The following is a 25,414-nucleotide window of genomic DNA, read 5'->3' as shown; positions in this document are numbered from 1 at the left end:
TCAGACGAAAGAAATCGCTAACAAAATGATCGTCTGTAACATTCACAGATTTCTACAATTTCTCCGGGTGAAGGTTTTCTACAGAGCAGAAATTTTGTTTGTGGAGTCTCTCAAAATTGCGCAGAATTTATTTATTTCAAGAAAGTATTTTCGGCCTATGGCAAATTTTGGTATGGATTTGCAGTCAGCAGTACCATTAATATGCACCACTCTTCTCCGGCAAATGGTTGCAAGACAAGGATGAACTCTGTCTCAAAGTAATCCGTTCAGTACTGTTAAAAATTTTATCTCAGAAACTATTGGTTACATTATTATGGCCGCACTCTGCTCTTTTTACACCGATTTTACCCTTATTTCATACCGGTAGACAACCAGCGTATTCACATTAGAGGGGAATGCGTACACCCCGTTACTCACGGCATTCAATCCCACAGTATTTGTGAAGTAATTCCCCCATGCAACGGAATAATCGACAGATGGATTCGGCGTATACTGTACCGTAACCGTGTCCCCGGGAGGAATGGAATAGACCGTATAGTTGGTCTGGTCAAGTTCCATTGCCACGGTCCCGACTCCGCTCCGCGCGATGACATCTGTGGTATTGAATCCAATCAGGTATATGACAGCGGTGCTGGTCGGGGCATCGTAGAACCAGCGGGGCTCGGCAAGCATCGTGGATCCATTTTCTGCAAGCATCCGCATGACCACGGCACCGTTCTCGAGCGAGATTTCGGTCTGGGCGCCGGTCGATTCATACCGCATGTCCCCTGGTTGGAATGTGACCGGAGGATTGATGATGCCTGATGTATCTGAAATCGTGAAATTCGATGAAGTTTGCAGGCTGTAACTCATGTTGTACACGGTCAGCGTCCCGCCACCTACGTTAAGGGAGGTTTCTGAATACGGTACCATGTTATAAGAGAGACTTTTGAGATCGTTTTGCAGCACGATCATGTTCTTTTCCATGATCTTCTCATTGGCACTGGATTGCTGTTGCAGGAGCATCGGATAGCCGTACAGCGTTACGAGCCCGATACCGGCAATGATAATGGTAAATATGAGGAGGAACCCGAGCACTTCAGATACTCCCCCATCGCCCCCTCGTTTGAGGTTTTTAGCTGCGCACATAATCAAAACCCGCCTGAATTGTACGTAATCCTGTTTATCCCACTGCCTGTCGTATTTCCCGTGGCGATCCCTTGTGATGTAAGGTCAATCCCGGAAAGGCTGATATTGCTCGAAACAGCGTCCCGCCATACCACGATATCCTGATCATTCTGGTTGGCGCTCGGTTCGATGTCAACAAAATAATTCTCTCCCCCTATATCGTCCGGAAGGTTAAATTGTGTCACAAGCGTTCCGTTCTGCGGGGCGATGCTATATACATCGACAATCCGTGTAGAGACGCCGTTACCAATGTCGGTGAATGCATAATAGCTCAGGGTATCTGCCGGCTCCACCATGAAGTTGGCATTCACCAGCAGCAGCATGATGACAAAAAGGACCATGAGAACCCCGCTCACCATCACGTACTCGATGAGAGTCGCCACGCCGGACTCATGGGGATGGTCACGGGGATGCCCACGTCTCATTATACACCGTCACTCCGTTATCGTAATGTATGTTGATATAGGTATAGCTCCCTTGGGTGTAGCTAGAATAATTCACTATCGCGCCTTTCCTGGCTAATGCAATGGATACAATATCGTTGTTTATTACCGAATCGTCAACATTTTCCTGGTAAACCGACTGGATAATGACCGTCCTCAGGTCACGGATGTCATTTTTCGGGAAGTCCAGGACGCTCTCCGCCGTGGTCTGGCCAACGACCGTGGACTGGTTGAGGACCATGGCGAGGAAAAATAAGCTGAAACTCACGACGAACCCCATCAGAACAATCCATTGCGCGTCCTCGTTTAGTCCCGCCACAGGAGCACCTCCACAAGAACTGCCCTCTCTTCCGGAGAATACGGAGCCCCGGGGGGCAGCGTTGTGTCAACAATTACCCATTCGGTCACCCGGACCGGATGTTCAACGCCGGTGAGATTGCGGTTCGATGCAAGAGGGTAATTCCACGTAGCGTTTGGATTCGTGTCCGTCGTGTTTCGGTAGGTAACCGAAGCAGTATAATGGAGATTATCGGTTTTTGATCCCGTTTCATTATTTACATAATTCAGGAACATCGTATTGAAGGCAGTACCGTTATTCTGTTCAACGATGGTCTGCAGCGGGCTCTCCGACTGCACACCGTTGACAGGTGTGTTCATCATCTGTAGCGCGTCCGTCCCCAGCTGTTCCAGCTGCATGTCGCTGATATGGGTATCCCCGGGGGTATATACGGTGGTTGTGCTCATCACGAGATATGCAGTAAAAATCATGAGTACCCCGGCGGCAACCCCTTCAATGGTATACAACTGCCCTTCATGATTCACCATACTGCAATCTCCATTACCCCGCTGCGTAAACCGGGCTGAGTAACATATGCGGGATTATAGTTGTACTCAAATGGTTCGCTCGCCGTGTTGTTAAGATACCAGTCGTTGTTATCCAGCTGGAATGTCAAATTGACGTACAACTGGGTGGTCGTATCCAGCTGATAAAGATTATTATTTCCCATCTGGTAAAAAAATCCGGGGGTAAACACCAGGGACAGGTTGTCTGCGACATTAACGGGAAGCGTACTTTCGTGTGTAGAATTGCCATCGGCATATACATAAAAGGGCGGCACACCGGACAGAGAAGAGCCGCTGTTGAAATCTTCAAGAACTGAAAGAGGCGGGCTCGGATACGATTGCGATTGTTGTGCTTTAAGGATTGTGATTCTTGACAGAGTGACATTGGGGGGATGGGAGTTATCATAATACAGGGTATTGAGATCGGTCAGGTTTACCATGATCTGATCCTCCCATGGATTGATCTGGTACAGGGGATTATTGCAGGAAGGGTTCGTGGCATTATCCAGCAGGTCTGTAGAGTTTATCTGGATGGAAAAGACATGGGTCGTAACATTGGCAGTTGAATTGAGGTGCAGTGCATTGATAGTTGCGCTGCCAATCGTAGCGTTGCTCCACCCTTTCAGTTGCACCACCCGCCGGATGTACCCATACCCGTCAGGCCGGATATCCCCAATTGATTTTGTGGTATTGTCCCCGGAAAGCTGGAGGGAAATATTGAACAGGTAGGGATAATCGCCAAAAATGGCCCGTGAACGATAATCCTGTGGATACACAAACGTGCTGCAGAAAAACCGGTTCACTTTTTGCACAGACAAGATATTGGGGGTATCTTTTGAGAGAGCGAGTCCAAACCGGATGCTGTTGGTCTGTATGTAATAATCAGAATAAATCCCGGGGATCTCCCATGACACAGGTGAGCCGGGATCTTCCACCAGAATGACCCCGGTGCGGTAAGCAACTGCATTATAATCGATGGTGTTACTCTGAAGACCGAGAAAAAGACCGGGGATCAAGGTGGCTACATAGATAAACGCAATAATAAAGATGGTAAAACCAGCTAAAAAGTCAATGGAAAGGTTAGCGGTATCATCGATCATGAGGGATGCTCAGCGCTCCTGTTGTTACTCCGGGTATGAGTAACCGCAAATTCCCCACGGGGGTGATGAGGGGCTGACTTTGCCCATAGGGAATACGCCGGGTTATCACAGCAACCCCAAGAGTGGCTCATGGAGTGTTCGCGTCCGAATGCTGTTGGGGTTGATAAAACGGGGAGCGGAACGACGGTGTCCGGAAAAGCCGCAACTACGACCGCCAGAACGAGAATCAGACGCCTGAACATAAACTTCCTTAATGGCGTATGGACAGGGTAAGGGATATAAATTTGGTTTTAGAAGAATGCTGTTTTCAGTGTTTCAGGGAGGTGCGGCAGCAACCGGGGGAGTTTTGCCAAATGTCGGCAAGCCCTGTCACATCCGGGATGGGCTCTCGAACTGAAGAAAGGTGGGGTTTTCTCAAGTCACTGGTGTCACACCACGATCTTTGCAATCGGGATCTCGAGGATATCCTCCGCCCCGCACCCTTTCAGTTTCGGAATCAGTTCGTTGACCGTGCTTTTCTTCACAACCGTCTGGACACTGTAGTATTCGATACCGTGGAGCCGGCTGACGGTTGGCTTCTTCATCGCCGGGAGTACCGAGACGATCTTTTCCAGTGCAGCGGTCGGAACGTTCATCGTGAGGAGCACCTTGTGCCGTGCTTCAAGAACTCCGAAAAGCAGGGTCTTGATCTCTTCAATCGCCCGTCGCTTGTCGGGGTCTGCCCAGGCAGCCCGGTTCGCGATGATCACCGTGTGCGACTCCATGATCTGCCCGATGATCTTGAGGCCGTTCTTCCGAAGCGTTGTCCCCGTCTCGGTCAGGTCCACGACCACGTCCATGAGGTCGGGCACTTTTGCCTCCGATGCGCCGAAGGAATGGAAGAGCTGGACGGGAATCCCCAGATCGGCAAAGAATTTTCTGGTGAGCTCGGGGTATTCCGTGGTCACACGGCTGTCGGGCCGGATCTGTGCGGCCTTATCTATGGGCTCGTCCCGGTGGACGGCGATCACGATCTTCACGTTGCCCTCGCCGGTTTTACTGTACGTAAGGGCCGCTACCTCGACAACATCAGCGCCGGTCTCGCGGACCCAGTCGAGGCCGGAGATGCCCAGATCAAAATAACCCTTGTCTACATAGGTGGGAATTTCCTGCGGGCGCAGGATCTTTATCTTGCCGATACGGGGATCATCGATACAGGGATTGTAATCGCGGTCGGTGCGCCTGACTTCGAGGTCTGCCTCCTTGAAGAGCTGGAGGGTCTGCGCCTCAAGGCTGCCCTTGGGAAGTGCGAGGGTAATCATATCATAGACCCTCGCCGGGAAAAACAATAAAGGTACAGGTTCCCGTTCCCTCCTTTTGTCACACGAAAGAATGGATGACAAGCCCGCTCAGGAGCTTTGGCTCAAACCACGTGGATTTGGGCGGCATGATTCCGCCTGCATTGGCAATCGAGAGCACCGTCCCGACCCGGACCGGCTGCATCGCAAAGGCAAGCCGGTAGGTTCCAGCATCCACGAGTTTTTCGAGATCCGAGACCGGCCGGGCCCCCCCAAGGTACTGGAGCCGGGCGTCGCCCCGGGGATCGGTGATGCCCAGCATCTCTTCGAGCACGTGTTTCTGGAGTACCGCAACGTCCAGCACGTCAATGGACCCTGCATCCTTATCGACAGGCCGACAACATTCATACCACGTACCTTCGAGATAAAGGTGCATGATGTGATAGTTCTCCGGCGATGCGATGTGCGGCCGGATATTGTAGCCGCTGCCATCCACATGCCCGTACGGGTTGACCGTGTACCGTTTCCTGAGCCCGGACAGGAAAGTCTCCGGGGTGTAGGGGCCGAGATCCGCGAGCAGCCGGCTGTACCCGTGGATCCTGACCCGGTCGTGGGCGAAGAGCACGCCCATGAACCGGCTGATCTCACCATCGACAGGAAGTCCGGCCGCACGTTTCCGGTTGGCAAGGTTGACCGCCGCCTTTGCCCGGTGGTGGCCGTCCGCAATATACAGGTTCTGGATCTTCCGGAACCGGTGCTCGAGCCCGTCAAGCACCTGCGGTTCGGTGATCCTGAAGATCTGGTGAATGGATCCCCCGGGCGTGTGTACCTCCGCATCCGGCGTTTTCTGTCCTGCGATCAGTGTCTCGATGAAGCAGAAAAGGTCGCCGGCATCCTGGTACAGGAGTACGACAGGTCCGTCATGGGCTTTGACCGCATCGATATGCCGGGTGCGATCCTCTTCCTTGTCGTACCGGGTCTGTTCGTGGCGCCGGATATTGTTCCTGCGGTAGTCTTCGACGTCAAGACAGCAGCACAGGCCGATAAAGATCTCGCCGTCCTGCTGTATCCGGTATATGTACATCGACAGCCGCTCATCTTTTCTCATCCGGCCGCTTTCCTGCAGTGCAGTAAAATTGTCACGCGCCCGGTCGTAGACCCGGTCATCGTGCGGGGAAAGATCAGGGAGTTCCGCATCGGATCTGCTTACGGTCAGGAAACTGTCCGGGTTTTCCCTTATGATTGCACGCGCTTCGTCCGCGGTCACCACGTCGTACGGGACTGCCGCGATGGACTGGGCATCGGCAGGCGTGGGGCGCACCGCAGCAAAACGATAGATCGTTACCATGATATCAACCAAAACCCGGGGGAGGGCGTTCTACCTCTCATAATTAGGCACGGTCACATATATAATCAAAGACACCCGCACGCGGAGCCCTCGTCTGACCCATCCTTTATCCGCAATCCTTATTGTACCGCGGGGTAACTGATGTTACTGCACGAAGAAGGAACAATTTCCATGATCCGATCCAACGATATCATCCCCCCGGCGGCCCAGCCTTTCATCAGGAGGGCGGGCCCGGCAGATGTCGAAGCGATTTACGCGCTCGAACTCGAAGCGTTTGTCGATGCATGGGACAAGATGACGTTCTCCGAGGCGCTCTCCTATTACCCGACTACCTTTTTTGTGGCGGTAAGCGAGGGGCAGGTTGCAGGTTTTATTGTCGGGGCGCTTGAGGATACGGGAGAGAACATCTACGGCCACATCTGCAATTTTGCCGTCGGTTCCCGGTTCCAGCGGCGGGGGATTGGCCGTGCACTTGTAATCCGGCTCGAACACCAGTTTGCGCTGGAGATGGCGACCGGCTCCCAGCTCGAAGTACGGGAGTCAAATGCTCCTGCCCAGCGGTTCTACCGCCGCCTCGGGTATGAAAATGTCTTCCAGGTCGGCGGTTACTATAAAAACGGCGAGGATGCAATCGTGATGATGAAGTGGTTCCGGTTCTGATTCACCTCCACGAGTTCCCCGTGCCGGCACTTTGTCGCTATGTGACCCCCTGCATCCATTTCCCGTATTCCGGTTCTCCCATTCTGCCAGTTCTTCCATCGTGAAATCTGCCCGGGACCCGACAAAAATCCGGTCAAAAAAGCGGGACCCTGAGGGGGGTCACACGATCCATTTTTGTAAATGATCGCTTGAGGTTACCCTGCTGTTCGATCATTTTTATAACGTAAATTGCTCGGTCATGCCCGGATGCGGCAGATCACTTTGTATCCCTGTGACCCCCGCATCACCGGCTGGCAGGTGCCGGTACAAACCCGATCGGGCACAAAAGAAAAAAAGTGCTCTGTTGAAATCCAAAATGGGGTTTGTAAAAACGCTCTTTTAGGTCTCCGGCAATCCCTGCCTTCGCCCCCGCCGCTGTGGCACCCCCGGTTGCGATAGTGTTGTATTACCTGTACTCATGTTAGTACCCCGACACAGGTAATACAGAGGCATCGTATACGCCCCCGCCCCCTCGGGGGCAGGCTGGCGTAAGGGGGGCGCATAATTTTCAAAAGAGGTCTTATACAGAGCAGGAAAAAAGGAGAAATTTTCTGTTCGGGCAGGGAAAAAGAGAACAAGTTTGGGCCGGCCTTATCGTTTGACTCCCCGTCCCAGTTCCTGGTGGGCGCGGGCAAGGTGCTGGGCGGCAAGTGCGCCGATAAGCGAGAGTTCCCCGGCGAGGACCCCTGCCCCGACGATCTCGGCAAACTTCTTCGCGTTTGCACCCGGGGGTGTCCCACCGCCGGCAACACCGAGGATCTTCAGGCACTCGTTCTGGGTATCGACCCCGGTCCCGCCACCGACCGTGCCGACCGGGAGCGACGGCAGGGTGACGGCAACATACACGCCGGTCTCCGTTGCGTCGATTGTTGTCATACAGGTACTGCCGTCAATCGCGTGGGCGGCATCCTGCCCGCAGGCAATGAACATCGCTGCGACGACATTTGCTGCATGGGCGTTGAACCCCATGGCCCCGGCCCGGGCCGAGCCGATGAGATTTTTCCGGTAGTTCACCTCGATCATCGTGGCCGCATCGGTCTTAAGTACCTTCTCAACGAGCTCGTGAGTGAGCGCCACGCCCGCGACTACGCTGCGCCCCCGGCCTAAAATCCCGTTGATTGCGGCCGGCTTCTTATCTGCGCACATGTTCCCCGAGAGTGCGATCAGCCGTGCGCCGGTGTTTTTCGCGATCTCGTCAGCTACCTGAGCGCTTGCGATGGTGACCATGTTCATGCCCATCGCGTCCTTGGTATCGAATTCGAGCCTGACAAAGACGCTTGTGCCGGCGACAAAGGTGACAAGGCCGGTCATCTTCCCGTGCGAGGTGGTGGTCGCAGCGATAGCGGCGAGATCGTCTTTGTGGGCTTCGGCCCAGTCTGCGATCTTCTTTGCATGCCCGACCCCTGTTGCCGCAAAGACCGGCGCCCGTGTCATGCCGTCGTGCAGGATACGCACCTCTGCCCCGCCTGATTTGGTGATTGCCCCCGCCCCCCGGTTGACCGAGGCGACCAGTGCGCCTTCGGTTGTTGCAAGCGGCAGCCAGAAGGAGCCCTTCGCGTATTCACCGTTAATGGCAAGCGGCCCGGCAACACCGACTGGCACCTGGACTGCGCCGATCATGTTCTCGCAGTTCCTCGTCGCCGCCCGGTCGACATCGATGGAGAAGATACCGATGTTCTCAAGCGTTGTCCCGGTCTCGTGTTCGATGAACCCGCGCCGTACCCGGACGGCATCGACCGGGGCCAGCTGCTTTTCGAGTTCGTAGAGCCTGATTTCGCCTGCCTTGAGTTTGGTATGGATTTGTGCCTCTGTCTCACGGTCCGGGCCGTCCCGCCCGCTCCCTGCCGCGTCCCGGTGCTCACCATCACCAGCCATGAATAAATGTTACACGTGTAATGTTATGAGTGCAGTGGTTGCGGGATGACAGTCGAACAATGGGGGATACGGGTGCCGGTCCGGCAGGGCGAGCTGACCCGGCAGGCGCTCATCGGTGAGGGAGCACTGGACGTCACGCTCAAAGTGCTGCACGATGGCGATGAACTTGTTTTCCCGGTGCTGGAGGAACGCGAAGGTGCGACACGGTACGAATTTGCGGAGCAGCCGGGCCGCACCGAGCTCTCCCGTCACGAACAGGTGGGCGGGATTGCGATCATGCAGGAGAACGATTCAAAAGGAGCGGCGCTGATCCTTGCCTCCCGCCCGTCGCTCCACACGGTGCTCTTTCCGACAAGCGAGGTCTCGGGCAAGTACCGGACCCGCGGGTACGCGGTGCTTGCGGGAATGCCAGTTACCCGGACAGAAGTCGTCGAGCACGGGCACCGGTTTGTGGTGGATCTTGCCGGCGCTTATTTCTCCGCCCGGCTCTCGACCGAGCGGCAGCGAATTTTTGCGCAGGTACAGGAGCACGAGCTCGTGCTCGACATGTTCGCCGGTGTCGGGCCGTTTGCGATCACGCTCGCCCCGCGGGCAGCGCTCGTAGTGGCAGTGGATCTCAACCCGCAGGCTGCCCTCCTGATGATCGAAAATATCGAAAGGAACCGGGTTCAAAATGTGCTCCCTCTCCTTGCGGATGCCCGGCGGCTCGAAAGAATCCTGCCGTGGAAGTTCGACCGGATCGTGATGAACCTCCCGCTTGCCGGGACAGCATTTTTACCGGAAGCGTTCCGGCTCGTCCGGCCCGGGGGCACGATCCATTTCTATTCGCTGGTTTCAGCGGAAGGCGAGCACCTGGATCGTATCCGGGAGCTGGGCGGGGCATCCGTGACGGAAAGGGTGGTGCGGTCGTATTCGCCCGGGCAGTGGCACGCGGTGTATGATGTGGTGGTGACGGGGTAAGAGGATCGTTTCCTCTTTTGTCCTGCCTCTGGTGTCCGGCCCCGGATTGAAGGGAAGGTCTTGTGAGACAATTGTGAGGGCCGGTCCACAGGACAGGTCTTCGTTTCATCCATGAGTGCCAGAACATTTTTTGGAAATTCCTGAGAAATTCGCGCATTTTTAAAATCTGCCTGCAATAAGAAACTATTTCTCATGAGGGCCCAATGAGGCATGAGAAATGAATGAAAGGAGCCGGAAATGGGACACAGGCGGACGGATTCGAAACGGCGATATACCTGTGCTCATCTCATCTGTGCCTATCTACTCACGAAAAAAATCACGCGGGCAGTCGTAACTGCACGGGACATTGCACAATTTCATCACCTGTCCTGGACATCCTGCCGGTCCATCAGTGCCATGCTGAATTTTCTCTATACGAACCAAATCCGGGAAACCCGTTTTGGTTTTTACATTTTAGGGACTATACCCTTTAAAAAAATTGACTATCCCCACCATTATACGATCGAGCTTATCGATCAGGCCCGGGGGATGCTCTGATGATAACCGGCTCCATTACCGGCCCGGTGAAAAATCCTGAAGGAGGGACAAGCGGCCGGTTTTTTCCTTCCAGCCCGGCACCGGCAGTATACGGGATTGTACCATGACAAATGCCTGGGTGGAATGGTTCAGGGGAAGAAACGCGGAGGATTCGCGGTCGTACGATTTTGCCGAATCTCACCCGGTATGGAAGACGTGGTGGTTCTGGATTGGTGGTGCGGTCGTGAGCGTTGTTCTCATCTGGTTTTTCTGACTGAGCTTTGTGGGAATATCCCGGTTTTTAGTCAGGAACCGGCATGTCTCCTGCTGCCCCGGTGATACAACACTGGTTACAACGAGGAGTGAAATGGATCTGCCGGATGTTTAACCGGGTGCCGGTTCTTCCCCAAACCGGAATGTTCCTTCCGGTACCGCGATCTCTTCCCTGCCCCTGTCGGTGAACGGGAAAGCGAGTGCATGGTTCTTTGACAATCATTGTGCCATACTCAGTAGCGCAAAAGAATTATATACACCCCAGAAAAAGAGAACATCGAAGGGAACAGCGGCCGACTAAGTTGTTATACAAAAATGTGTCAATCATGGAGATACCATGAATTACTGTCCCGTCTGCAAAAGGGAATACAGGGAAATGGGGCGGAACGAGACCCGGCAATTGTCCTGTCTGTGGCAGCTCGCTTATCCGGATATCAGATGATGAAATGAACGGGGTGCACCGCGAGAATATTCAAAAAAAAGAATGAACCGTACCCAAAAGACCGGCTATACTTTTTTTATCCGATGAACTTCGGTATCAGTTATCTCGTAGATGAGATCCCGGTTCTCCTTTTGCAGCCGCTTTAAGTCGGTTAAGATTTCCTGCAACTGGTACTCCCGGTCCCGTGTTGCGATAGAATATGGCCTGTCCGGCTGGTGATTTTCCGGGGTAATGGCAAGGAGTTCACAGGTATTACGCTGGCGGGTTATCCTGAATTCGGAAATTTTATCGAGATCGATGGACAGAGAATCCCCTCTATGGAACACCCCGGAATGCCTGAATTTCACAAGAACGCTCATACAGATCTCCTGCCGGTCCGGTCGCGGACTTTTATGGCATGCATACCTATTCTTCCCCCATTCCCGGCGGCATCCCGCCCATACCTCCGTGGGGCATCCCTCCCGGAGTACCGGATTGCGACGATGCGATGACATCGTCTATGCGGAGGATCATGACCGCGGCCTCGGCAGCGCTCGTCACGGCCTGTGTCTTCACCTTCAGGGGTTCTACCACGCCGGCTTTCTGCATGTCGACCGGTTTTCCCTCGTAGACATCGAGACCGAACGTCTTCTTTCCCGATTCGTGTGCTGCCCGGATGGCAACGATCATGTCGATTGGGTCGAGACCGGCATTCTCGGCAAGCGCACGTGGGATGACCTCAAGCGCCTTTGCGAATGCCTCGATCGCGAGCTGGATCCGGCCCCCGAGGGTCGATGCGTACCGGTGCAGCTGGAGCGAGAGCTCGATCTCGGGTGCCCCGCCCCCGGCAACGATCCGTTTGTCCTCTGCGACGACGCCCGTGACCATGAGCGCGTCGTGGATGGCCCGTTCGAGTTCGTCAACCACATGCTCTGACCCGCCCCGGATGATCAGGGAGACTGCCCGGGGATTTTTGCATTTCGAAACAAAGATCATTTCGTCGCCGGAGAGTTTCTTCTCCTCGACCAGTCCGGCAGCGCCGAGATCGGCAGGCGTGACTGCATCGATGCTGTTCGTGATCGTCGCACCGGTGGCCCGCGACAGGTTCTCCATGTCGCTCTTCTTGACCCTGCGGACGGCGAAGATGCCGGCTTTTGCGAGGTAATGCTGGGCAACGTCATCGATGCCCTTTTGGCAGAATACGACGGTTGCACCGGTTCTCTTCACCTTGTCCGCCATGGCGTGGACCATCTTTTCATCTTCATCAAGGAACGCCTGCACCTGCCCCGGCAGGGAGATATTGATCTTTGCGGAGACCTCTGTCTTTTTGTACTCGAGAGCTGCGTTGAGGAGGAGGATTTTTGCGTTCTTTACCTCTTTTGGCATTCCCGGGTGCGCCCGTTCCTTGTCGATGACCATGCCTTCGATGAGCGCGGTATCCCCGATGGCGCCCCCGACTTTCTTCTGTACGTTCACGTGCCTGATATCGACCGTGCCGTCAGGATCGGTGACTTCGGTTATCGCCTGCACGACAATATTGCAGAGCAGCACCTTGTATGCCTCCGCCCCTTTGCCGCTGATTGCCGTTTCAGCGATTTTCTTGAGCATTTCGCTGTCGCCCGGCTTCACGGTGATCGCCATTCCCGACAGGATCTCCCGCGATTTTGCCGCTGCCTCACGGTACCCTTCCGCGATAACGGTCGGGTGAACGTGCCGGCCGAGAAGGTCCTCCGCGTTTTTTAAGAGTTCCCCCGCAATGACCACGGCGGATGTCGTGCCGTCGCCGACCTCGGCGTCCTGTGTCTTTGCGATCTCGACCATCATCTTTGCGGCCGGGTGTTCGATATCCATCTGCTGGAGGATGGTGGCGCCATCGTTGGTGATGACAATATCCCCCATACCATCGATGAGCATCTTGTCCATCCCTTTTGGCCCGAGGGTCGAACGGACCGCGTTCGCAACTGCCTTCGCGGCGGCGATGTTGCTGTTCTGGGCTTCCTCGCCCCTGTTCCTTGTGGTTCCCTGCCTGAGAATAATAATTGGCTGCCCGCCAAGCTGCTGTGACATTTCCTGCCTCGTTTTTTATGGGTATTCCCCGGTTTGTTTCCTTCATTTCCGGGAAAAAACACCGGGCCCCGCTACGCCGGTTATTACAACGGCCGCACCGTGGATCGTTTCGATCATGACAGAAAAGTATGATATCCGGAATGATGCCGCCACGTCATGATCGGTCGCGGGGCGCCACCAGCTTATGACAGCTGATCCGTACGCATTCATCGCTCTGCTGTGATGGGTGACAATTGGTCTGTGGGCTAGAAAGATGTATCTGTCGTGGCACAGGGCCCTGCCGTGGAACATGACGGCCCGGGCCGCCCGCCGGTTTTCTTTCGCATCGGAGGCATCACCGACACGGCCGTCGTGTCCGGTTACTATACATACATTCAACATGTCAGCCGCCACTGGTAGTGCGAACGTAGTTGGTCGAATGAGTGGTTTTCACAGAAAAGAAGATACAGGTGCAGCAGACCCGAATGCAGTGAACCCGGATGGTACGCCGGTCTGCCGTGTCCGGCTGCCAAAGAAATGGAATAATGAGCAGTTTGCCCGTGCCGAGACGATGCAGGGGGCAAACCACATCCGTGTCCAGTGCATCGACGGGGTCTCCCGCCTCGGCAGGATCAAGGGAAAGATGAAGAAGCGGCAATGGATACGGGAAGGCGATACCGTCCTTATCGTACCCTGGAGTTTCCAGGACGAAAAGTGCGATATTATTTACCGGTACCTCAAGCCGCAGACTGACTGGCTGCGGAAAAAACAGTATATTTGACCGGCAACTCTTTTTCGCAGGTTCCCTGGAATTCCGGCAGGCTTTGCCGGACCGGCATAAATCCAGAGCAAAAAAATCCTGTGCCGGGGGGACTCTCTCATCCTTTTTGTTAATGTATCTGGTCCGGTTGGTTCACGCCAGTTTCTGCTGACTTACGAGACCTCCTTTTTTAAGGAAATAATAACCGGAGCAGAGCGCGAAGATGATCGCAGCGATCCCAAACATACTCAGTGCGTTAGTGCCTGTGGGATCCAGGAGGATGACACCTCGTACGATTGCGATGATTGCAATCATTATCACGACCTCGACATGGATCACCTTTTCGTTGATGTATGCCGATATCGTTGCCAGCAGTTCGACGCCGATCAGAACGAGAAGGAAATACCCGAATATGCCCAGGAGTTCGCTGTTTTCAAGGAGCAGCGGTGTCTGGACAAAAAGATTGAGATATACGATGTAAACGAGTTCACCTATCGAGCATGTGACAATGACCGCGAAGAGGATGATAAGGACGAGATAAACGAATCTCTCATACTTTTTTAAGATGTCACTGGCGTCCATAATAGCATATAATCAAACAATTGATATATACGCTCCCGTTCTCCGTGATATCCCCAAATCCGCGACAGTACTGGCGGGAACTCCCTGGTCCGGGTACCTTTTAAAATTGTGTCCCATCCTTCTGCCAGACCGTCAGGTGGGAAATGCCTGACCCTGGATCTTTTTTCAAAAAGGGAGATCATGCCCTGCCTAATACACGAGCAGGAAATATGCCATCGCGGTGGTCAGGAAGGCGCCCAGGAGAATAATAATTGCCACGGGGAGCAAAAAGCCCATCATCCCGTTGACCGTGGACGCGAGCTGGGAGATCCGCTGCGAACCAAAGACCACAATCCCCCGGCACCACGCGGTCGTGCCGGCAGTGCGGGCGGGTGCCGCATCGGCGAGAGCTTCCATGACCGCCTCCTCGACAAACGGGTAAAAGATGTCCACGCTGACCCTGAGCCCCACCTGGTTCCTGCCTGAGATCGTGTTGACCACGTGGGTATCGGTTGTCATGACCTCGCACTCGTCAACGCGGGCGAGCAGTCGTCTCCGGATCTCATCGCGGGCGCCGGTCTGCATGTTATTCCCATCGAAAAGAACATATGCAGTTGTCTGATTCCCTGTGACCACAACCAGGACCTGGACACCTAGGTCGCCGAATCCCTCCTGGCGTGAGAACGGGAGCGCCCTCGCCGCGTAGCCGGCTGAGAACCGGACCTGCCCTTGTGCTGCAGTCGCCTCGCACGCGGCATCCGCGGCGCCGATATACTCCATCGCGAGCGCCGTCGCCGGGGAGACGCCGTTCTCCATCGCGTCCATACAGTTATGGGCATCGACAAAAGCGACGTGGCGGAAATATTTTTCTCCCGATTTCATGATAGCAAACCCGACAGAGAAGTCAAGATCTTCGGTGACAAGCGGTGACCGGGTCCCAACGAGAAGGAGGGTGTCCCCGAATGCCTGCGCGAGCAGATCCACCGACCCGTTCCGGTATCTCCCTGATACCGTGCAGCCGGAGCCGGTGCAGGCATCCGGGCGGGCCTGCAGGACAGAGGCGCCCAGTTTTCTCACCTCTCCCTCATCGACCGGGTTGAAATCGTGTGTGGCTGCACCATGGAAGACCATCGAGGCGTTGCCGAGCATCCCGTGGAGGATCTTCGGCAGGTTGCTCCCGCCGATCTCGCCGAGGGGGCCGGGGTGGACGTTCGGGACCGTGAGCATGATATCCTCCTTTCCTTCCCTCTGCATAACGAGAGAGACCTCCGGCACGATTACGCTCTCGCCGATGCTTCGGAAGAAATCGTCAAGCTTGTGGCTTCCTTCGGAGAGATGGGCGAGGAATGCATTGGCCAGTTCGAGGGGACCGACCCGGAAATTTGCCTTCATCGGGCGCTCGATCACGATAATGAAAAGAAGGACGCCGATGGCGAAGCTGATATGGAGGAGGATTGAAAGCTGCACGAACTGGAGACCAAGGAATGGCGCTGCCCCGGCGACCGCAATGCCGGAGTGGAGGAGTGCCGGGACCACGACCCGCCGGAGGTGATAATCGACGACTGCGGCAAGAAGGAGCATCCGGAACGCGAAGACGAAGGCAAGCGAGACTGCAAAGAATACCGGAAACGAGGAGCGAAACAGCAGGATTGGCGAAAGGGAGACGAAAAGCGAGATGACAAGGCCGATGGCCGCGGTGAGTCCCGACCACTCGTACGTGAGTTTCCCGGAAAACCAGCGGGCGAGCCCGGGTGTCAGGGCAAGGGCGGCAAGTGCCGGCAGGAGGTAGGCAGCGACCGGGAAAAGGGTGGGGTGGATAAGGGATTTTCCGCTCCCGAGCATCGCCATGAGCTCGACGCATCCCGAGAGGACGACGATGAGCGCCAGCGACTTTGCCCACGACGGACTGGTGACAATATATTTGGAGAGCGCCTCCAGCCTGAGATCCATTTCACCGGTCATGCGGGCATCCTTCCTGTGCGGTGTGTCCCGCTCTCCGGACAAGGCCGGATAATACCACCGGGCCGGAAGAGGAGACCTGAGATCGGCGCGAGGATCATAATCTTCGATGAGTATGTGGAGTGCGATCGGATGTGAAGGTTTGGGCTCTAAAATAATGCAATTCGTCTGCCCGCGGGTTCACTGCATGGGCGGAGTCACCTTCGGACCCGTATCCGCCAGTCCTTTCAGCCCCGGCTCTCCCACAAAATTCACCGATGCTGTCCTCGTCCTCTCTGACCATTACCTTTATAATTAGGTAAATCCTAACTAATTAAGGATCGGTGTATGATGGATCAGGAGGTGCAGTTGTTCGATGAGTTTGAAAAAATCTTCAGGATCAGGAACGAATGCTCCTGTCAGATCTTCTCCGAATGTGGTCTTTCGGATATGACGGTCAGACAGATCGCCTATCTCAAAGTCATCGACGAACAGGGACAAGTCACCTTTTCCCGGCTCGCCGAGATCACACAAAACTCAAAACCCACGATCACCGAGATGATCAACAGGTTTGTCCGGATGGAGTGCGTGTACCGGGAACCGTGTCCTGATGACGGGCGGATCCTCTACATCCACCTGACCGAGAAAGGAAAAAAAATCGCACAGGCCGAACAGGCCGCCCTGCGCCGGGTGATTGAAAAAATGGCTGGATCGCTCAACGAAGACGAACTGGATCTCCTGATCGGGGTCCTGCAGAAAGTCAGGTAATTTTTTTGTCCTGCACTTTAGTTAGGTAAATTCAAACTAAATAAATGGAGGAACCATGCAGTCAGAAAAAAATGAAGATTCACTCGAAAAACTGGTCATACCACTCTTTGAGATTGTCGCTTATCCCGGGAGCCGGACAAAGTTTCCGGTCGACCTGGCCACCGGTGATCTCCTGCTTGCCGCAAAGAATGACGCAGATGCAGCGGAAGCTGTCGGCCTTACCGTAAAAAGTGGTACGAGGCCGTCGGAACTGACCGGTGAGTCGCTCTATAAGACCGGCAACCTGTTCCGGATCACGCATGTGCAGACCGCCGATAACGGGTACCTGGTCTGTGCGGAGGTTGTAAAAAGGGTAAAAGTTGGCTCCCTGTCTGAAAGGGACGGGCACTTCTTCGCAGCCTGCGAGCCGGTTCCGGATCTCATGGATCTCGAAGCAGACCTGCAGGCCCGGATCCTCGCAGATGTGAAAAGTACCATCCACGAGATCAGCAGCCGTTTTTCGGGTTCCGAGCAGTTCACCCGGCCGATCGACCGGATGGACTCCGTCGACCGGATCATGGGATTTGTCATGCCATTCCTGCCGGCCAGCCTTGCCGACAAGCAGGCGCTCCTTGAGATTGCTTCGGTCCGGCAGCGGTATATCACGTTCCTTGAACTCCTCATCAGGACACGGGAGAACATCAGGATCCGGATCGAGATGGCAGAAAAAGTCTCGGACCGGGTGAGCAAATCGAATCGTGAAGCGATGCTTCGGGAGCAGCTCAAGGTGATCCAGGAAGAGCTCAACGCGAGCGGAGGCACGCCCGGTGACGAAGGCTACCGGGAACGGGTCGAGAAATCGAAGATGCCGGACGATGTGCGCAAAAAGGCCCTCGTAGAAGTCAAAAAACTCGAGACCGGCGGCAGCCAGAACCATGAAAGTTCCGTGATCCGGAATTACCTCGACCTCCTGCTCGATCTCCCGTGGGTGACCGAAGAGAAAAAGAGCATCGATATCGCAGAGGCCCGTCGCGTCCTTGAAAGCCACCACAACGGCCTTGAGAAAGTCAAAGAAAGGATCGTCCAGCACCTCGCGGTCATGAAACTCCGGCAGGAAAAGCAGGGATCGATCCTCCTCTTTGCCGGCCCGCCCGGCACAGGAAAGACAAGTCTTGGGAAAAGTATCGCCGAAGCGCTGGGCAGGAAGTACGTCCGGGTCAGCCTTGGCGGCGTCCGTGACGAGGCCGAGATCCGGGGGCACCGGCGGACCTATGTCGGGGCCCTGCCCGGAAGGATCATCCAGGGCATCCAGAAGGCCGGCACAAAAAACCCGGTCTTCATCCTCGACGAGATCGACAAGCTGGCCTCCTCATACGCGGGCGACCCGGCAAGCGCCCTCCTTGAAGTCCTCGACCCGGAGCAGAACAGCACCTTCTCGGATCACTACCTCGAGGTTCCCTACGACCTTTCCGATGTGCTCTTCATCGCCACGGCGAACTCCCTTGCGACGATCCCGGCACCTCTGCTTGACCGGATGGAGATGATCGAGATCTCGGGCTATACGAAGAACGAGAAGTTTGCGATTGCAAAAGACCACCTGATCCCGGAGGTCCTGCAGGAGCACGGCCTCGATGCGGACAAACTCCGGTTCGAAGATCCTGCCGTAAAGGAGATCATCGAAAAGTACACCCGCGAGGCCGGCGTCCGCTGGCTCAAGAAACAGCTGGCAAAGATCGCCCGGCACGTATCCGAGAAGATTGTCTCCGGGACCGCTGAGCTGCCGTTTGTCGTGACGATGGATAATTTATCTGTGATCCTGGGCAAGGAGCAGATCCGGCAGGAGGTGGCCAGGAAAGAGCCTGTCCCCGGTGTCGTCACCGGCCTTGCATGGACGCCGGTCGGCGGGGAGATCCTCTTCATCGAAGGGACGTTCATGCCCGGGACCGGCAAGCTCACCCTCACCGGCCAACTCGGGGACGTGATGAAGGAATCGGCAACGATATCGTCGAGCCTCATCCGGTCGCGGCTCGCCGGCACGGAGAACGGGTTCAACTTCATCACAAGCGACATCCACATCCACGTACCTTCAGGGGCCACTCCCAAGGACGGGCCTTCGGCAGGTGTGACCATTTTCTCGGCGCTCGCATCGCTGATCACCGGGAAGACTGTTGACCCGAACCTCGCGATGACCGGCGAGATTACCTTAAGCGGCGCAGTACTTCCGGTCGGCGGGATCAAGGAGAAGGTCCTTGCCGCACACCGGGCGGGCATCAGGAAAGTGATCCTGCCTAAGGAGAACGAGCGGGACCTTCAGGACGTGCCCGAAGATGTCCGGGGCGAACTGGCATTTGTCCCGGTCGGGACCGTTGAAGAAGTCTTAAAAGAGGCGCTCGGCCTCGAGCTTCCCCGGACCGTGATGGTGCACACCGGGAACAGTTTTGTCCCGGCGCAGAACGTATAAACGAACGGGGAAACCGTGAGGGGGGTTCCCCCCATGGTTGTCATGAGTGGAGTCGCGGCCGGTAGCCCTGAACCGGGTGCCGGTGACAGGGATAGGTCCTGATCGTAAAGGAGTGCGGAGAGGTGATGGAATGCGAAGGTTCCTGCAGGCCTCATCTTTCCCGTTCCGGATCGCTCCATAAAATCGCACCCGTTAAATAGATCTCATGCCGTACCGGTTGCACATGAAACCCGGTACGGCACTTCCCTTCCTTATTGTCATCCTCTCTCTGGTGCTTCTCGCAGCCGGCTGTACCCAACCGGCGCCAGCCTCAGTTCCTGCGGTCACCACACCGGCTGCAACCAATGGAACGCTGGTTGCATTTGTCAAGGAGGCAGTTGCGTATGCCCAGTCCCACGGGAAAGAGGCAGCGCTTGCAGAATTTTCAAACAGGAACGGTTCGTTCTTCCGCGGCGAACTTTACATCTATGCGTACGATTTCAACGGGACAACGCTTGCCCACCCGGTGAACCCGGAGATGATCGGGGTAAACCGGCTCAATGAAACGGACGCACGCGGCAATTATTTCATTCGCGAGCTCAGGGATACGGCACTCAATGGATCCGGGTACGTCGAGTACTATTACATCAACCCTGCGCACAACAACACGGTGGAAAAGAAACTCGGGTACGTGGAGAAGGCCGGCGATGACTGGTGGCTGGGCTCCGGTATTTACGAAGGCCCGGCCTGATCGTGAGGGAGATACCATCATTGGCTCCGAAAATCCTTATGAGCTGACGGTCACTTCTGCGTGTGCCCGGGACGTTATATCTGCGGCTCGACCCTTGTCATGAACCCGGATGGCTCGCTGTCCGGTATTTTCTGATCGCATACAACGCTGGTAATCCCCTGCCCCTTTCACGTGGACGGGGAACGCTCATAAGGTCCGGTCTCCTATGTCGTTCTCATGGTTCGGGTCCCAAATACGTTGATTTCAGTCGGCGATGTGACGCTTGCGTACCACGAGTACGGTTCGGGTTACCCGATACTTTTCATCAACGGCTTAGCGTCCGCGATGGACACGTGGAACCCGCCGCTCATCGGGCGGATTTCCCGGAACTTCCGGGTCATCGTCTTTGACAACCGGGGCACGGGATTCTCGGGCGCTTCGGATGAGCCATTTTCGGTCCCCCTTTTTGCGAAAGACGCGGCCGGCCTGATGGAGCGGCTTGGCATCGCCCGCGCCCACGTTCTCGGGTTCTCGATGGGGGCGTGCATCGCGCAGGAACTGGCGCTCATGTCCCCGGAAAAAGTCGACCGGCTCATCCTTGTTGCCGGGGACTGCGGGGGAGCGGAAGCGGTGCGGGCATCGCCGGATATTTTTGCCCGGCTCATCGACAAGAGCGGTACCATCGAAGACGTAGTCAACCGCATGTTTCCGCTGCTCTTCCCGCCCGCGTGGCTTGCCACCCACGATCCGCTCCGGTATTGTCCGGCCGTGGAGGAGACCACGAGCAATGAGAATGCTGCACGGCAGCTCGCGGCATTCGCCATGTGGCCCGGTTCGTGCTCCCGGCTCGGGGAGATCCGGTCGCGGACGCTTGTGATCACCGGGGATGAGGATGCAGTGGTTCCCTGCGAGAACTCGCGGCAGCTTGCCGGAAAAATTCCTGGCGCAGAGCTTGTTGTGTTTCCGGGCGCGGGCCACGGGTTGATGTACCAGTGCCCGGACCGGTTCGGCGAGACGGCGATCGGGTTCCTGGAAAGGTGAGGGAGAACCGGGGAGGATGCCGGTGCGGTGTCGGGAAACATCGACTCCCGACACACCCTAATCCGGGCCCGAAATGGCCTCCGATTCCCGGAAACCTGCCCCGGAAACGCCCGTAAAACGCCCGGATTTGGGGTGCCGGAAAATGCCTGTTATAGTGGCCCGGATTGCGAAAATACCCGATTATATTGCTCAAAAAAGACCCCCAAGATCAGGGTGAGTTTTCGTTTTCATGTCCTGCAGGTCATTTTTTATGAGAAACGGGGCAAAAGGGGCCTCTATGGCCATTTAATGAGATCGGCTTTATCCTCGCGTATTTTGGCGAAATAACTGTGATTTAAGGGTATTTTTCTTCGGGAGACCTAAAAATATGGCTCCGGTATTACCTGCCGGCCCGTTCAATCAGATCGCAGGCTTCTGCGATATCGAAAAGATATTTCCGGGTGTCATGCGGCTGCATAGAGTTCGACCTGCGTCTCTTCCATTGATTTTGCGGAAATACGGATTTCTTATCGGACCGGGTTCAACGAGATCGATCGGGCGGGAAAATAATTTTTCAAAATCCTCTGCGAGGCCAAAATACTGTTCGGCATGATCCGCAGGAGACATCGCTTCAAATTCAACGAGAAGATCGAGATCGCTTTTTGTGGGATCGAACCGGTCTCCGGCTGCCGACCCGAACACCGCGAGCCTCCGGACCTTCCGGTCCTTGCATATCCGGATAATTTCGTTGAGATGCTGCTCGATAATGTTCTGCATGTCTCTTGGCCCGTGGATCTTTTTTGTGTACCAGAGTAGTGTTCGTGCTTCCAGATAGTGCTTACGATGGATTGAAACTTCTTTTGTTCGCAGGGTATTTACAACGCCCCTCCTGGAGAAAGTGCTAATTGTTGCGACAGTGTCGGGACAATCCCGGACCCCTAAAACAGGCCTTCATTTCATTTCCACCCTACCGGAGCCCATCTGACCAGAGATTTGCCTCCCAAAAGCGTACATTAGCGTTTTACAGCACCACAATTCTGGCGTATTTTTACAATCAGGCCGCGAATCGGGCACATCTTAAAAAACTGTGTAAAAGTGCGGCATTTTTTGCACTTTTTTGCCTGCCAAGGCCCCTCTTCCGGGAAGTCCTCCGTCGGAGAATACAGTATGCCGGATCGTGTGTCCCGATGCCCGGATCGCCCCCCCCAAAAAAACAGCCTCCTTTCAATCACCACGTGCCAGAGGCCCTCTGATGAGGAGATCGGCCGTCCAATTGGGCCTATTTAGTCCCTTTTTTCTCCGACGTGAAAATACCCACGGGAACCTGAATCAGGCCCCCGTTTTCGCGATTTCGGCCCCCACCTGGAGGAAAATGCCACCTTACGGAAGGGGGTCTCCGTCGGAGAATGGATCGCAGGAAAGACCGGGAGACTCTTACTCTTCACAGGTCTGGATCTGACCCGTGATTCGATAAACAGGTATATGACAGAGCACGAATAAGTAAAGGATAACTGGAGCATGACATCATGTCACCTGCAACTGCAAAAAAGAGGATCTACAACCCGGTAACCCAGAAGTACTACGAGATCCGCCAGCACTCCAGCAAGTACGGGGAGGCTGGCCAGATCAAAGGGTTGTGGAGTTCCAAAAAGAAAAGCAAATGATTTTTTATAGGTGATACCATCCCCGGGAAAGTCTGGTTTATTGACGCCAATGTCCTGACACACTGGGTGCTCGGCTCCGGTGGGGTTCTCAATGTCCTGTGCGAGGGGTATCATCTTTCACCGGAATTCCGTGATGTTTATGCGAGCCACTATGCTGAGTCCATCTCGTTTATCGATGCGATTGTAAACGATGAAATTTCGGATTCATCGCATGAGTTTTACGTTTCATCGCTTGCCATCAACGAACTTTTTTACGCGATGAAAGACGAACTGCGGAGCATTATCCTGTTCAACAAGGGAATGCCGATCTCGCGGTGGCGGGATGCACGGGCAAATCCGGAGATCCCGGAGAAATGTTTCCGGGCGGTCTATAACAAAACGTTCCAGTCGTTCGATACGCTCTTTGAGGAGGGGCGTATCCATTACATTACGGAAGGCTCAGCGGAAAGCGACCCGGAGTACTGGTCGATCTACGCACCGCTCCTTTTCCTTACCAAAGATGCAAAGACGCAGGATGCGACGCTTCTTACAACGGCCATCATCAACCGTGCGGATTATTTTGTGACAAAGGATGAGCCGCTGATGAAAGCCGCAAAGAAAAAACTTCTCGATACTTACCAGATGGAGCTCATCAGGCCGTCAAGAGGCCTGGAACTGCTCAGACCTGCTGGTCGAAGGTGAGAGAAGCCACAGGACCGACCCCCAAAACAGCCCTTCATTTCATTTCCCCCATACCAGAACCCCTCTGAACAGAGATCTGCCTCCTAAAAGCGTACATTAGCGTTTTACAGCGCCACAATTCTGGCGTATTTCGGCAATCAGGCCGCGTATAGGGCACATCTCAAAAAACTGTATAAAAGTGAGGCATTTTTCGCACTTTTTCGCTCACCAGACTCCCCCTTCCGGAAAGTTCTCCGTCGGAGAATGGACTATGCCGGATCGTGTGTCCCGATGCCCGGATCGCACCCCCCCAAAAAAGAGCCTTCTTATGACCTCCACGTGCCAAAGGCCATATGAGGAGGAGATCGGCCGTCCAATTGGGCCTATTTAGGCCCTTTTTTCTCCGGCGTGAAAATGCCCCCGGGGACCCGAATCAGGCCCCCTTTTTCGCGATTTCGTCCCCCTTTTGGGGCAAAATGTACTCCCGCGAACAAGGGTCTCCGTCGGAGAAACCAGTATGCCGGACCGTATGTCCCCCTGCCCGGATCGCCCCCCCCCAAAAAACAGCCTTCTTTCGATCTCCACGTGCCAGAGGCCATAGGAGGTGGAGATTGGCCGTCCAAAAGCTGCTAAATATTGCCTCACCCTCTCCGACGTGAAAACGCCCCCGGACACCCGAATTATGGCCACATTTTTCGCGAATTAGGCCCCCACTCAAGGGAAAATGCCACCTCCCGAAAAGGGGGCTCCGTCTAGGAAAGGAGTAGGCCGGAGGAGATCCACAGACTCTAAAAGACATCCGACGTGTGCCAATTTATTGGCAGAATATTATCCAAGCCAAAACAAAAAATTCAATAGAGATATAAAATAATAGTCATACAAACGAAGACGTAATATTTACGATAGTTTGGGAAAAATATGGAAACTACTTCAGATGTACGTAGAATATTTGTTTATCTACGCGAAATTCAGAAATTAAATGAAAAAATAATTCGAACTGTCGCATCGTACGATAAAGTGATATGGTTATCTGAGTATTTTGACAAAGATGGATTTAGATTTCATCAAGATTCTCCTTTTCATGATGGTTGGTTTACGATAAAGAAACAAATTATCGAAGAACCTCCAGATTTGCCAGATTCTCTCATAAAATTTGTCGATCCTTCTGTTGATATCCATAACCCACTGACTCAACCAAAACATATTGAGTCGCTGAAGGAAAATCCCGAATTATTTCTGGAATGGCAAAAGTGGTTTGAAAAGTGGGGTCAGTGGTCCGTAAAAAATTCTGAAAAATTTAAAACTCAGCAACTTTATGAGAAAATTTTTTCTATAGACCAAATCTTACGAAAACAAAACGATATTTTGGAACTTGTAGTTGGGCATGGCGTCTTATCTTGGTCTGTAGAAAATATTCAGATCCTTCACCCCCTATTCGTCACAAAATTGTCCATAGATTTCGACGCGAAAAAAGGAATCTTCGTAATAAAGCCAGCAACCGATGAAACTAAAATTGAATTTGAGATGCTGGACGGTCTTGATATTCCCAACCGGGATAAACTCCAAGAGTTAAAACAAAAAATTGTCGATGAAGGGCGAGATCCGAGAATATTTGAAAATATCTTAAGCGATCTTAAAGAAATTACAAATTATTTAAGTTCGAAAGGGGGTGAGGTAAAGCCCGAGTTGGTAGGCAATTCTATCCCGATCAATAACAACCCGATTATCTACAATGCCCCTATTCTTATGCTTCGTAAATTTGATTCCCGCCTTTGGATCCGGGAAATAAATGGAATAATCTGCTCTGTAGAAAACCTCAGTGACGAGAAATTGTAAGAACCGGTGAATGTTACAGACAATCATTTTATTTGCGATTTCCTTCATCTGAACAATAAATTTCCTTGCTTTCAGATCTCCGCCGAACTT

26 protein-coding genes are annotated in these 25,414 nt (G+C 54.3%); 12 read left to right on the top strand and 14 right to left on the bottom strand.

Going from position 1 to position 25,414, the window contains the following annotated elements:
• On the top strand, nucleotides 1-244 hold a 244-nt coding region (locus ACLQMU_RS09775), incomplete at its 5' end, for a hypothetical protein (RefSeq protein WP_443673676.1).
• Nucleotides 245-333: 89 nt separating this feature from the next.
• Here ACLQMU_RS09775 and ACLQMU_RS09770 read toward each other — a convergent pair.
• The 7 genes from ACLQMU_RS09770 to ACLQMU_RS09740 form a co-directional block, all read right to left on the bottom strand.
• Nucleotides 334-1,128: a DUF7289 family protein gene (locus ACLQMU_RS09770; protein ID WP_422149570.1), complete on the bottom strand. Its 795-nt coding sequence runs from the start codon at nucleotides 1,126-1,128 to the stop codon at nucleotides 334-336.
• 2 nt (nucleotides 1,129-1,130) lie between these two features.
• Nucleotides 1,131-1,592: a hypothetical protein gene (locus tag ACLQMU_RS09765; RefSeq protein WP_422149571.1), complete on the bottom strand. Its 462-nt coding sequence runs from the start codon at nucleotides 1,590-1,592 to the stop codon at nucleotides 1,131-1,133.
• Nucleotides 1,570-1,929 (bottom strand): hypothetical protein, encoded by a 360-nt coding sequence (locus tag ACLQMU_RS09760; RefSeq protein ID WP_422149572.1) that lies wholly within the window; start codon nucleotides 1,927-1,929, stop codon nucleotides 1,570-1,572. The genes ACLQMU_RS09765 and ACLQMU_RS09760 overlap by 23 nt, the downstream gene beginning before the upstream one ends.
• Nucleotides 1,917-2,435, bottom strand: coding sequence for a DUF7288 family protein (locus ACLQMU_RS09755; protein ID WP_422149573.1), 519 nt, complete (start codon nucleotides 2,433-2,435; stop codon nucleotides 1,917-1,919). The genes ACLQMU_RS09760 and ACLQMU_RS09755 overlap by 13 nt, the downstream gene beginning before the upstream one ends.
• A complete protein-coding gene (locus tag ACLQMU_RS09750; RefSeq protein ID WP_422149574.1) occupies nucleotides 2,429-3,553 on the bottom strand; it encodes a hypothetical protein in 1,125 nt (374 codons plus the stop codon). The genes ACLQMU_RS09755 and ACLQMU_RS09750 overlap by 7 nt, the downstream gene beginning before the upstream one ends.
• A 428-nt stretch (nucleotides 3,554-3,981) precedes the next feature.
• Nucleotides 3,982-4,854 (bottom strand): ATP phosphoribosyltransferase, encoded by an 873-nt coding sequence (gene hisG / locus ACLQMU_RS09745; protein ID WP_422149575.1) that lies wholly within the window; start codon nucleotides 4,852-4,854, stop codon nucleotides 3,982-3,984.
• Nucleotides 4,855-4,912: 58 nt separating this feature from the next.
• Nucleotides 4,913-6,178 (bottom strand): DUF1015 domain-containing protein, encoded by a 1,266-nt coding sequence (locus ACLQMU_RS09740; protein WP_424038972.1) that lies wholly within the window; start codon nucleotides 6,176-6,178, stop codon nucleotides 4,913-4,915.
• A 141-nt stretch (nucleotides 6,179-6,319) separates the two neighbouring features.
• Between ACLQMU_RS09740 and rimI the strand changes: the two genes are divergently transcribed.
• A complete protein-coding gene (rimI, locus tag ACLQMU_RS09735) occupies nucleotides 6,320-6,838 on the top strand; it encodes a ribosomal protein S18-alanine N-acetyltransferase (protein ID WP_422149576.1) in 519 nt (172 codons plus the stop codon).
• A gap of 630 nt (nucleotides 6,839-7,468) precedes the next feature.
• Here the strand turns inward: rimI and hmgA are convergent.
• Nucleotides 7,469-8,752 (bottom strand): hydroxymethylglutaryl-CoA reductase (NADPH), encoded by a 1,284-nt coding sequence (gene hmgA / locus ACLQMU_RS09730; protein WP_424038971.1) that lies wholly within the window; start codon nucleotides 8,750-8,752, stop codon nucleotides 7,469-7,471.
• 45 nt (nucleotides 8,753-8,797) lie between these two features.
• Between hmgA and ACLQMU_RS09725 the strand changes: the two genes are divergently transcribed.
• Nucleotides 8,798-9,712 carry a class I SAM-dependent methyltransferase gene (locus tag ACLQMU_RS09725; protein ID WP_422149578.1) on the top strand — a complete coding sequence of 305 codons (915 nt, stop codon included), beginning with the start codon at nucleotides 8,798-8,800 and terminating at the stop codon, nucleotides 9,710-9,712.
• A gap of 640 nt (nucleotides 9,713-10,352) precedes the next feature.
• Nucleotides 10,353-10,502: a hypothetical protein gene (locus ACLQMU_RS09720; RefSeq protein WP_422149579.1), complete on the top strand. Its 150-nt coding sequence runs from the start codon at nucleotides 10,353-10,355 to the stop codon at nucleotides 10,500-10,502.
• 506 nt (nucleotides 10,503-11,008) lie between these two features.
• Here ACLQMU_RS09720 and ACLQMU_RS09715 read toward each other — a convergent pair.
• Genes ACLQMU_RS09715 through ACLQMU_RS09705 form a run of 3 tightly spaced genes read right to left on the bottom strand, consistent with a single transcriptional unit; the run spans nucleotide 11,009 to nucleotide 13,370 of the window.
• A complete protein-coding gene (locus ACLQMU_RS09715; RefSeq protein WP_422149580.1) occupies nucleotides 11,009-11,302 on the bottom strand; it encodes a hypothetical protein in 294 nt (97 codons plus the stop codon).
• A 46-nt stretch (nucleotides 11,303-11,348) separates the two neighbouring features.
• The gene (thsA, locus tag ACLQMU_RS09710; protein WP_424038970.1) at nucleotides 11,349-12,989 is read right to left on the bottom strand and encodes a thermosome subunit alpha; all 1,641 of its coding nucleotides are present in this window, start codon (nucleotides 12,987-12,989) and stop codon (nucleotides 11,349-11,351) included.
• A 42-nt stretch (nucleotides 12,990-13,031) separates the two neighbouring features.
• Complete coding sequence (locus ACLQMU_RS09705; RefSeq protein ID WP_422149582.1) at nucleotides 13,032-13,370, bottom strand: hypothetical protein; 339 nt, start codon at nucleotides 13,368-13,370, stop codon at nucleotides 13,032-13,034.
• Nucleotides 13,371-13,407: 37 nt separating this feature from the next.
• Between ACLQMU_RS09705 and eif1A the strand changes: the two genes are divergently transcribed.
• The gene (gene eif1A, locus ACLQMU_RS09700) at nucleotides 13,408-13,749 is read left to right on the top strand and encodes a translation initiation factor eIF-1A (protein ID WP_422149583.1); all 342 of its coding nucleotides are present in this window, start codon (nucleotides 13,408-13,410) and stop codon (nucleotides 13,747-13,749) included.
• A 132-nt stretch (nucleotides 13,750-13,881) separates the two neighbouring features.
• On the opposite strand, the gene ACLQMU_RS09695 is transcribed toward eif1A, so the two are convergent.
• Both ACLQMU_RS09695 and ACLQMU_RS09690 read right to left on the bottom strand, forming a co-directional pair.
• The gene (locus ACLQMU_RS09695; RefSeq protein ID WP_422149584.1) at nucleotides 13,882-14,310 is read right to left on the bottom strand and encodes a phosphate-starvation-inducible PsiE family protein; all 429 of its coding nucleotides are present in this window, start codon (nucleotides 14,308-14,310) and stop codon (nucleotides 13,882-13,884) included.
• Between the two features lie 189 nt (nucleotides 14,311-14,499).
• Complete coding sequence (locus ACLQMU_RS09690; protein ID WP_424038969.1) at nucleotides 14,500-16,251, bottom strand: DUF2070 family protein; 1,752 nt, start codon at nucleotides 16,249-16,251, stop codon at nucleotides 14,500-14,502.
• Between the two features lie 324 nt (nucleotides 16,252-16,575).
• Between ACLQMU_RS09690 and ACLQMU_RS09685 the strand changes: the two genes are divergently transcribed.
• The 4 genes from ACLQMU_RS09685 to ACLQMU_RS09670 all read left to right on the top strand — a co-directional run bounded on the left by ACLQMU_RS09685 (nucleotide 16,576) and on the right by ACLQMU_RS09670 (nucleotide 21,185).
• Complete coding sequence (locus tag ACLQMU_RS09685) at nucleotides 16,576-16,995, top strand: MarR family winged helix-turn-helix transcriptional regulator (protein ID WP_422149585.1); 420 nt, start codon at nucleotides 16,576-16,578, stop codon at nucleotides 16,993-16,995.
• A 55-nt stretch (nucleotides 16,996-17,050) separates the two neighbouring features.
• Nucleotides 17,051-19,435 carry an endopeptidase La gene (gene lon, locus ACLQMU_RS09680; protein WP_422149586.1) on the top strand — a complete coding sequence of 795 codons (2,385 nt, stop codon included), beginning with the start codon at nucleotides 17,051-17,053 and terminating at the stop codon, nucleotides 19,433-19,435.
• A gap of 223 nt (nucleotides 19,436-19,658) precedes the next feature.
• Entirely contained in the window at nucleotides 19,659-20,165 is a 507-nt protein-coding gene (locus ACLQMU_RS09675; protein WP_422149587.1) for a cache domain-containing protein, read from the top strand.
• Between the two features lie 216 nt (nucleotides 20,166-20,381).
• Nucleotides 20,382-21,185, top strand: coding sequence for an alpha/beta fold hydrolase (locus ACLQMU_RS09670; protein ID WP_422149588.1), 804 nt, complete (start codon nucleotides 20,382-20,384; stop codon nucleotides 21,183-21,185).
• Nucleotides 21,186-21,584: 399 nt separating this feature from the next.
• On the opposite strand, the gene ACLQMU_RS09665 is transcribed toward ACLQMU_RS09670, so the two are convergent.
• Nucleotides 21,585-21,941, bottom strand: coding sequence for a nucleotidyltransferase family protein (locus ACLQMU_RS09665; RefSeq protein ID WP_422149589.1), 357 nt, complete (start codon nucleotides 21,939-21,941; stop codon nucleotides 21,585-21,587).
• A gap of 749 nt (nucleotides 21,942-22,690) precedes the next feature.
• Here ACLQMU_RS09665 and ACLQMU_RS09660 point away from each other — a divergent pair.
• From ACLQMU_RS09660 to ACLQMU_RS09650, 3 genes are all read left to right on the top strand, one after another.
• On the top strand, nucleotides 22,691-22,828 hold the full coding sequence (locus tag ACLQMU_RS09660; RefSeq protein WP_373003601.1) for a hypothetical protein: 138 nt from the start codon (nucleotides 22,691-22,693) through the stop codon (nucleotides 22,826-22,828).
• Between the two features lie 66 nt (nucleotides 22,829-22,894).
• Complete coding sequence (locus ACLQMU_RS09655) at nucleotides 22,895-23,509, top strand: hypothetical protein (protein ID WP_424038968.1); 615 nt, start codon at nucleotides 22,895-22,897, stop codon at nucleotides 23,507-23,509.
• 897 nt (nucleotides 23,510-24,406) lie between these two features.
• Nucleotides 24,407-25,324, top strand: a complete 918-nt coding sequence (locus ACLQMU_RS09650; RefSeq protein ID WP_443673675.1) for a hypothetical protein — start codon at nucleotides 24,407-24,409, stop codon at nucleotides 25,322-25,324.
• Nucleotides 25,325-25,414 lie beyond the last annotated feature (90 nt).

Source organism: Methanoregula sp. (genome assembly GCF_052325125.1).
GTDB lineage: Archaea > Halobacteriota > Methanomicrobia > Methanomicrobiales > Methanospirillaceae > Methanoregula.
Note: the sequence above shows the minus strand (reverse complement) of the source record. Positions and strands in the feature narration are given on the sequence as shown.

Coding starts and splice junctions, on each gene's coding strand:
- ACLQMU_RS09770 (WP_422149570.1), bottom strand. CDS start 1,128: ATGTGCGCAGCTAAAAACCTCAAACGAGGGGGCGATGGGGGAGTATCT.
- hmgA (WP_424038971.1), bottom strand. CDS start 8,752: ATGGCTGGTGATGGTGAGCACCGGGACGCGGCAGGGAGCGGGCGGGAC.
- ACLQMU_RS09755 (WP_422149573.1), bottom strand. CDS start 2,435: ATGGTGAATCATGAAGGGCAGTTGTATACCATTGAAGGGGTTGCCGCC.
- hisG (WP_422149575.1), bottom strand. CDS start 4,854: ATGATTACCCTCGCACTTCCCAAGGGCAGCCTTGAGGCGCAGACCCTC.
- rimI (WP_422149576.1), top strand. CDS start 6,320: ATGTTACTGCACGAAGAAGGAACAATTTCCATGATCCGATCCAACGAT.
- ACLQMU_RS09725 (WP_422149578.1), top strand. CDS start 8,798: ATGACAGTCGAACAATGGGGGATACGGGTGCCGGTCCGGCAGGGCGAG.
- eif1A (WP_422149583.1), top strand. CDS start 13,408: ATGAGTGGTTTTCACAGAAAAGAAGATACAGGTGCAGCAGACCCGAAT.
- ACLQMU_RS09650 (WP_443673675.1), top strand. CDS start 24,407: ATGGAAACTACTTCAGATGTACGTAGAATATTTGTTTATCTACGCGAA.
- ACLQMU_RS09720 (WP_422149579.1), top strand. CDS start 10,353: ATGACAAATGCCTGGGTGGAATGGTTCAGGGGAAGAAACGCGGAGGAT.
- ACLQMU_RS09685 (WP_422149585.1), top strand. CDS start 16,576: ATGATGGATCAGGAGGTGCAGTTGTTCGATGAGTTTGAAAAAATCTTC.
- ACLQMU_RS09740 (WP_424038972.1), bottom strand. CDS start 6,178: ATGGTAACGATCTATCGTTTTGCTGCGGTGCGCCCCACGCCTGCCGAT.
- ACLQMU_RS09715 (WP_422149580.1), bottom strand. CDS start 11,302: ATGAGCGTTCTTGTGAAATTCAGGCATTCCGGGGTGTTCCATAGAGGG.
- lon (WP_422149586.1), top strand. CDS start 17,051: ATGCAGTCAGAAAAAAATGAAGATTCACTCGAAAAACTGGTCATACCA.
- ACLQMU_RS09765 (WP_422149571.1), bottom strand. CDS start 1,592: ATGAGACGTGGGCATCCCCGTGACCATCCCCATGAGTCCGGCGTGGCG.
- ACLQMU_RS09695 (WP_422149584.1), bottom strand. CDS start 14,310: ATGGACGCCAGTGACATCTTAAAAAAGTATGAGAGATTCGTTTATCTC.
- ACLQMU_RS09660 (WP_373003601.1), top strand. CDS start 22,691: ATGTCACCTGCAACTGCAAAAAAGAGGATCTACAACCCGGTAACCCAG.
- thsA (WP_424038970.1), bottom strand. CDS start 12,989: ATGTCACAGCAGCTTGGCGGGCAGCCAATTATTATTCTCAGGCAGGGA.
- ACLQMU_RS09675 (WP_422149587.1), top strand. CDS start 19,659: ATGAAACCCGGTACGGCACTTCCCTTCCTTATTGTCATCCTCTCTCTG.
- ACLQMU_RS09670 (WP_422149588.1), top strand. CDS start 20,382: ATGGTTCGGGTCCCAAATACGTTGATTTCAGTCGGCGATGTGACGCTT.
- ACLQMU_RS09690 (WP_424038969.1), bottom strand. CDS start 16,251: ATGACCGGTGAAATGGATCTCAGGCTGGAGGCGCTCTCCAAATATATT.
- ACLQMU_RS09705 (WP_422149582.1), bottom strand. CDS start 13,370: ATGTTGAATGTATGTATAGTAACCGGACACGACGGCCGTGTCGGTGAT.
- ACLQMU_RS09665 (WP_422149589.1), bottom strand. CDS start 21,941: ATGCAGAACATTATCGAGCAGCATCTCAACGAAATTATCCGGATATGC.
- ACLQMU_RS09750 (WP_422149574.1), bottom strand. CDS start 3,553: ATGATCGATGATACCGCTAACCTTTCCATTGACTTTTTAGCTGGTTTT.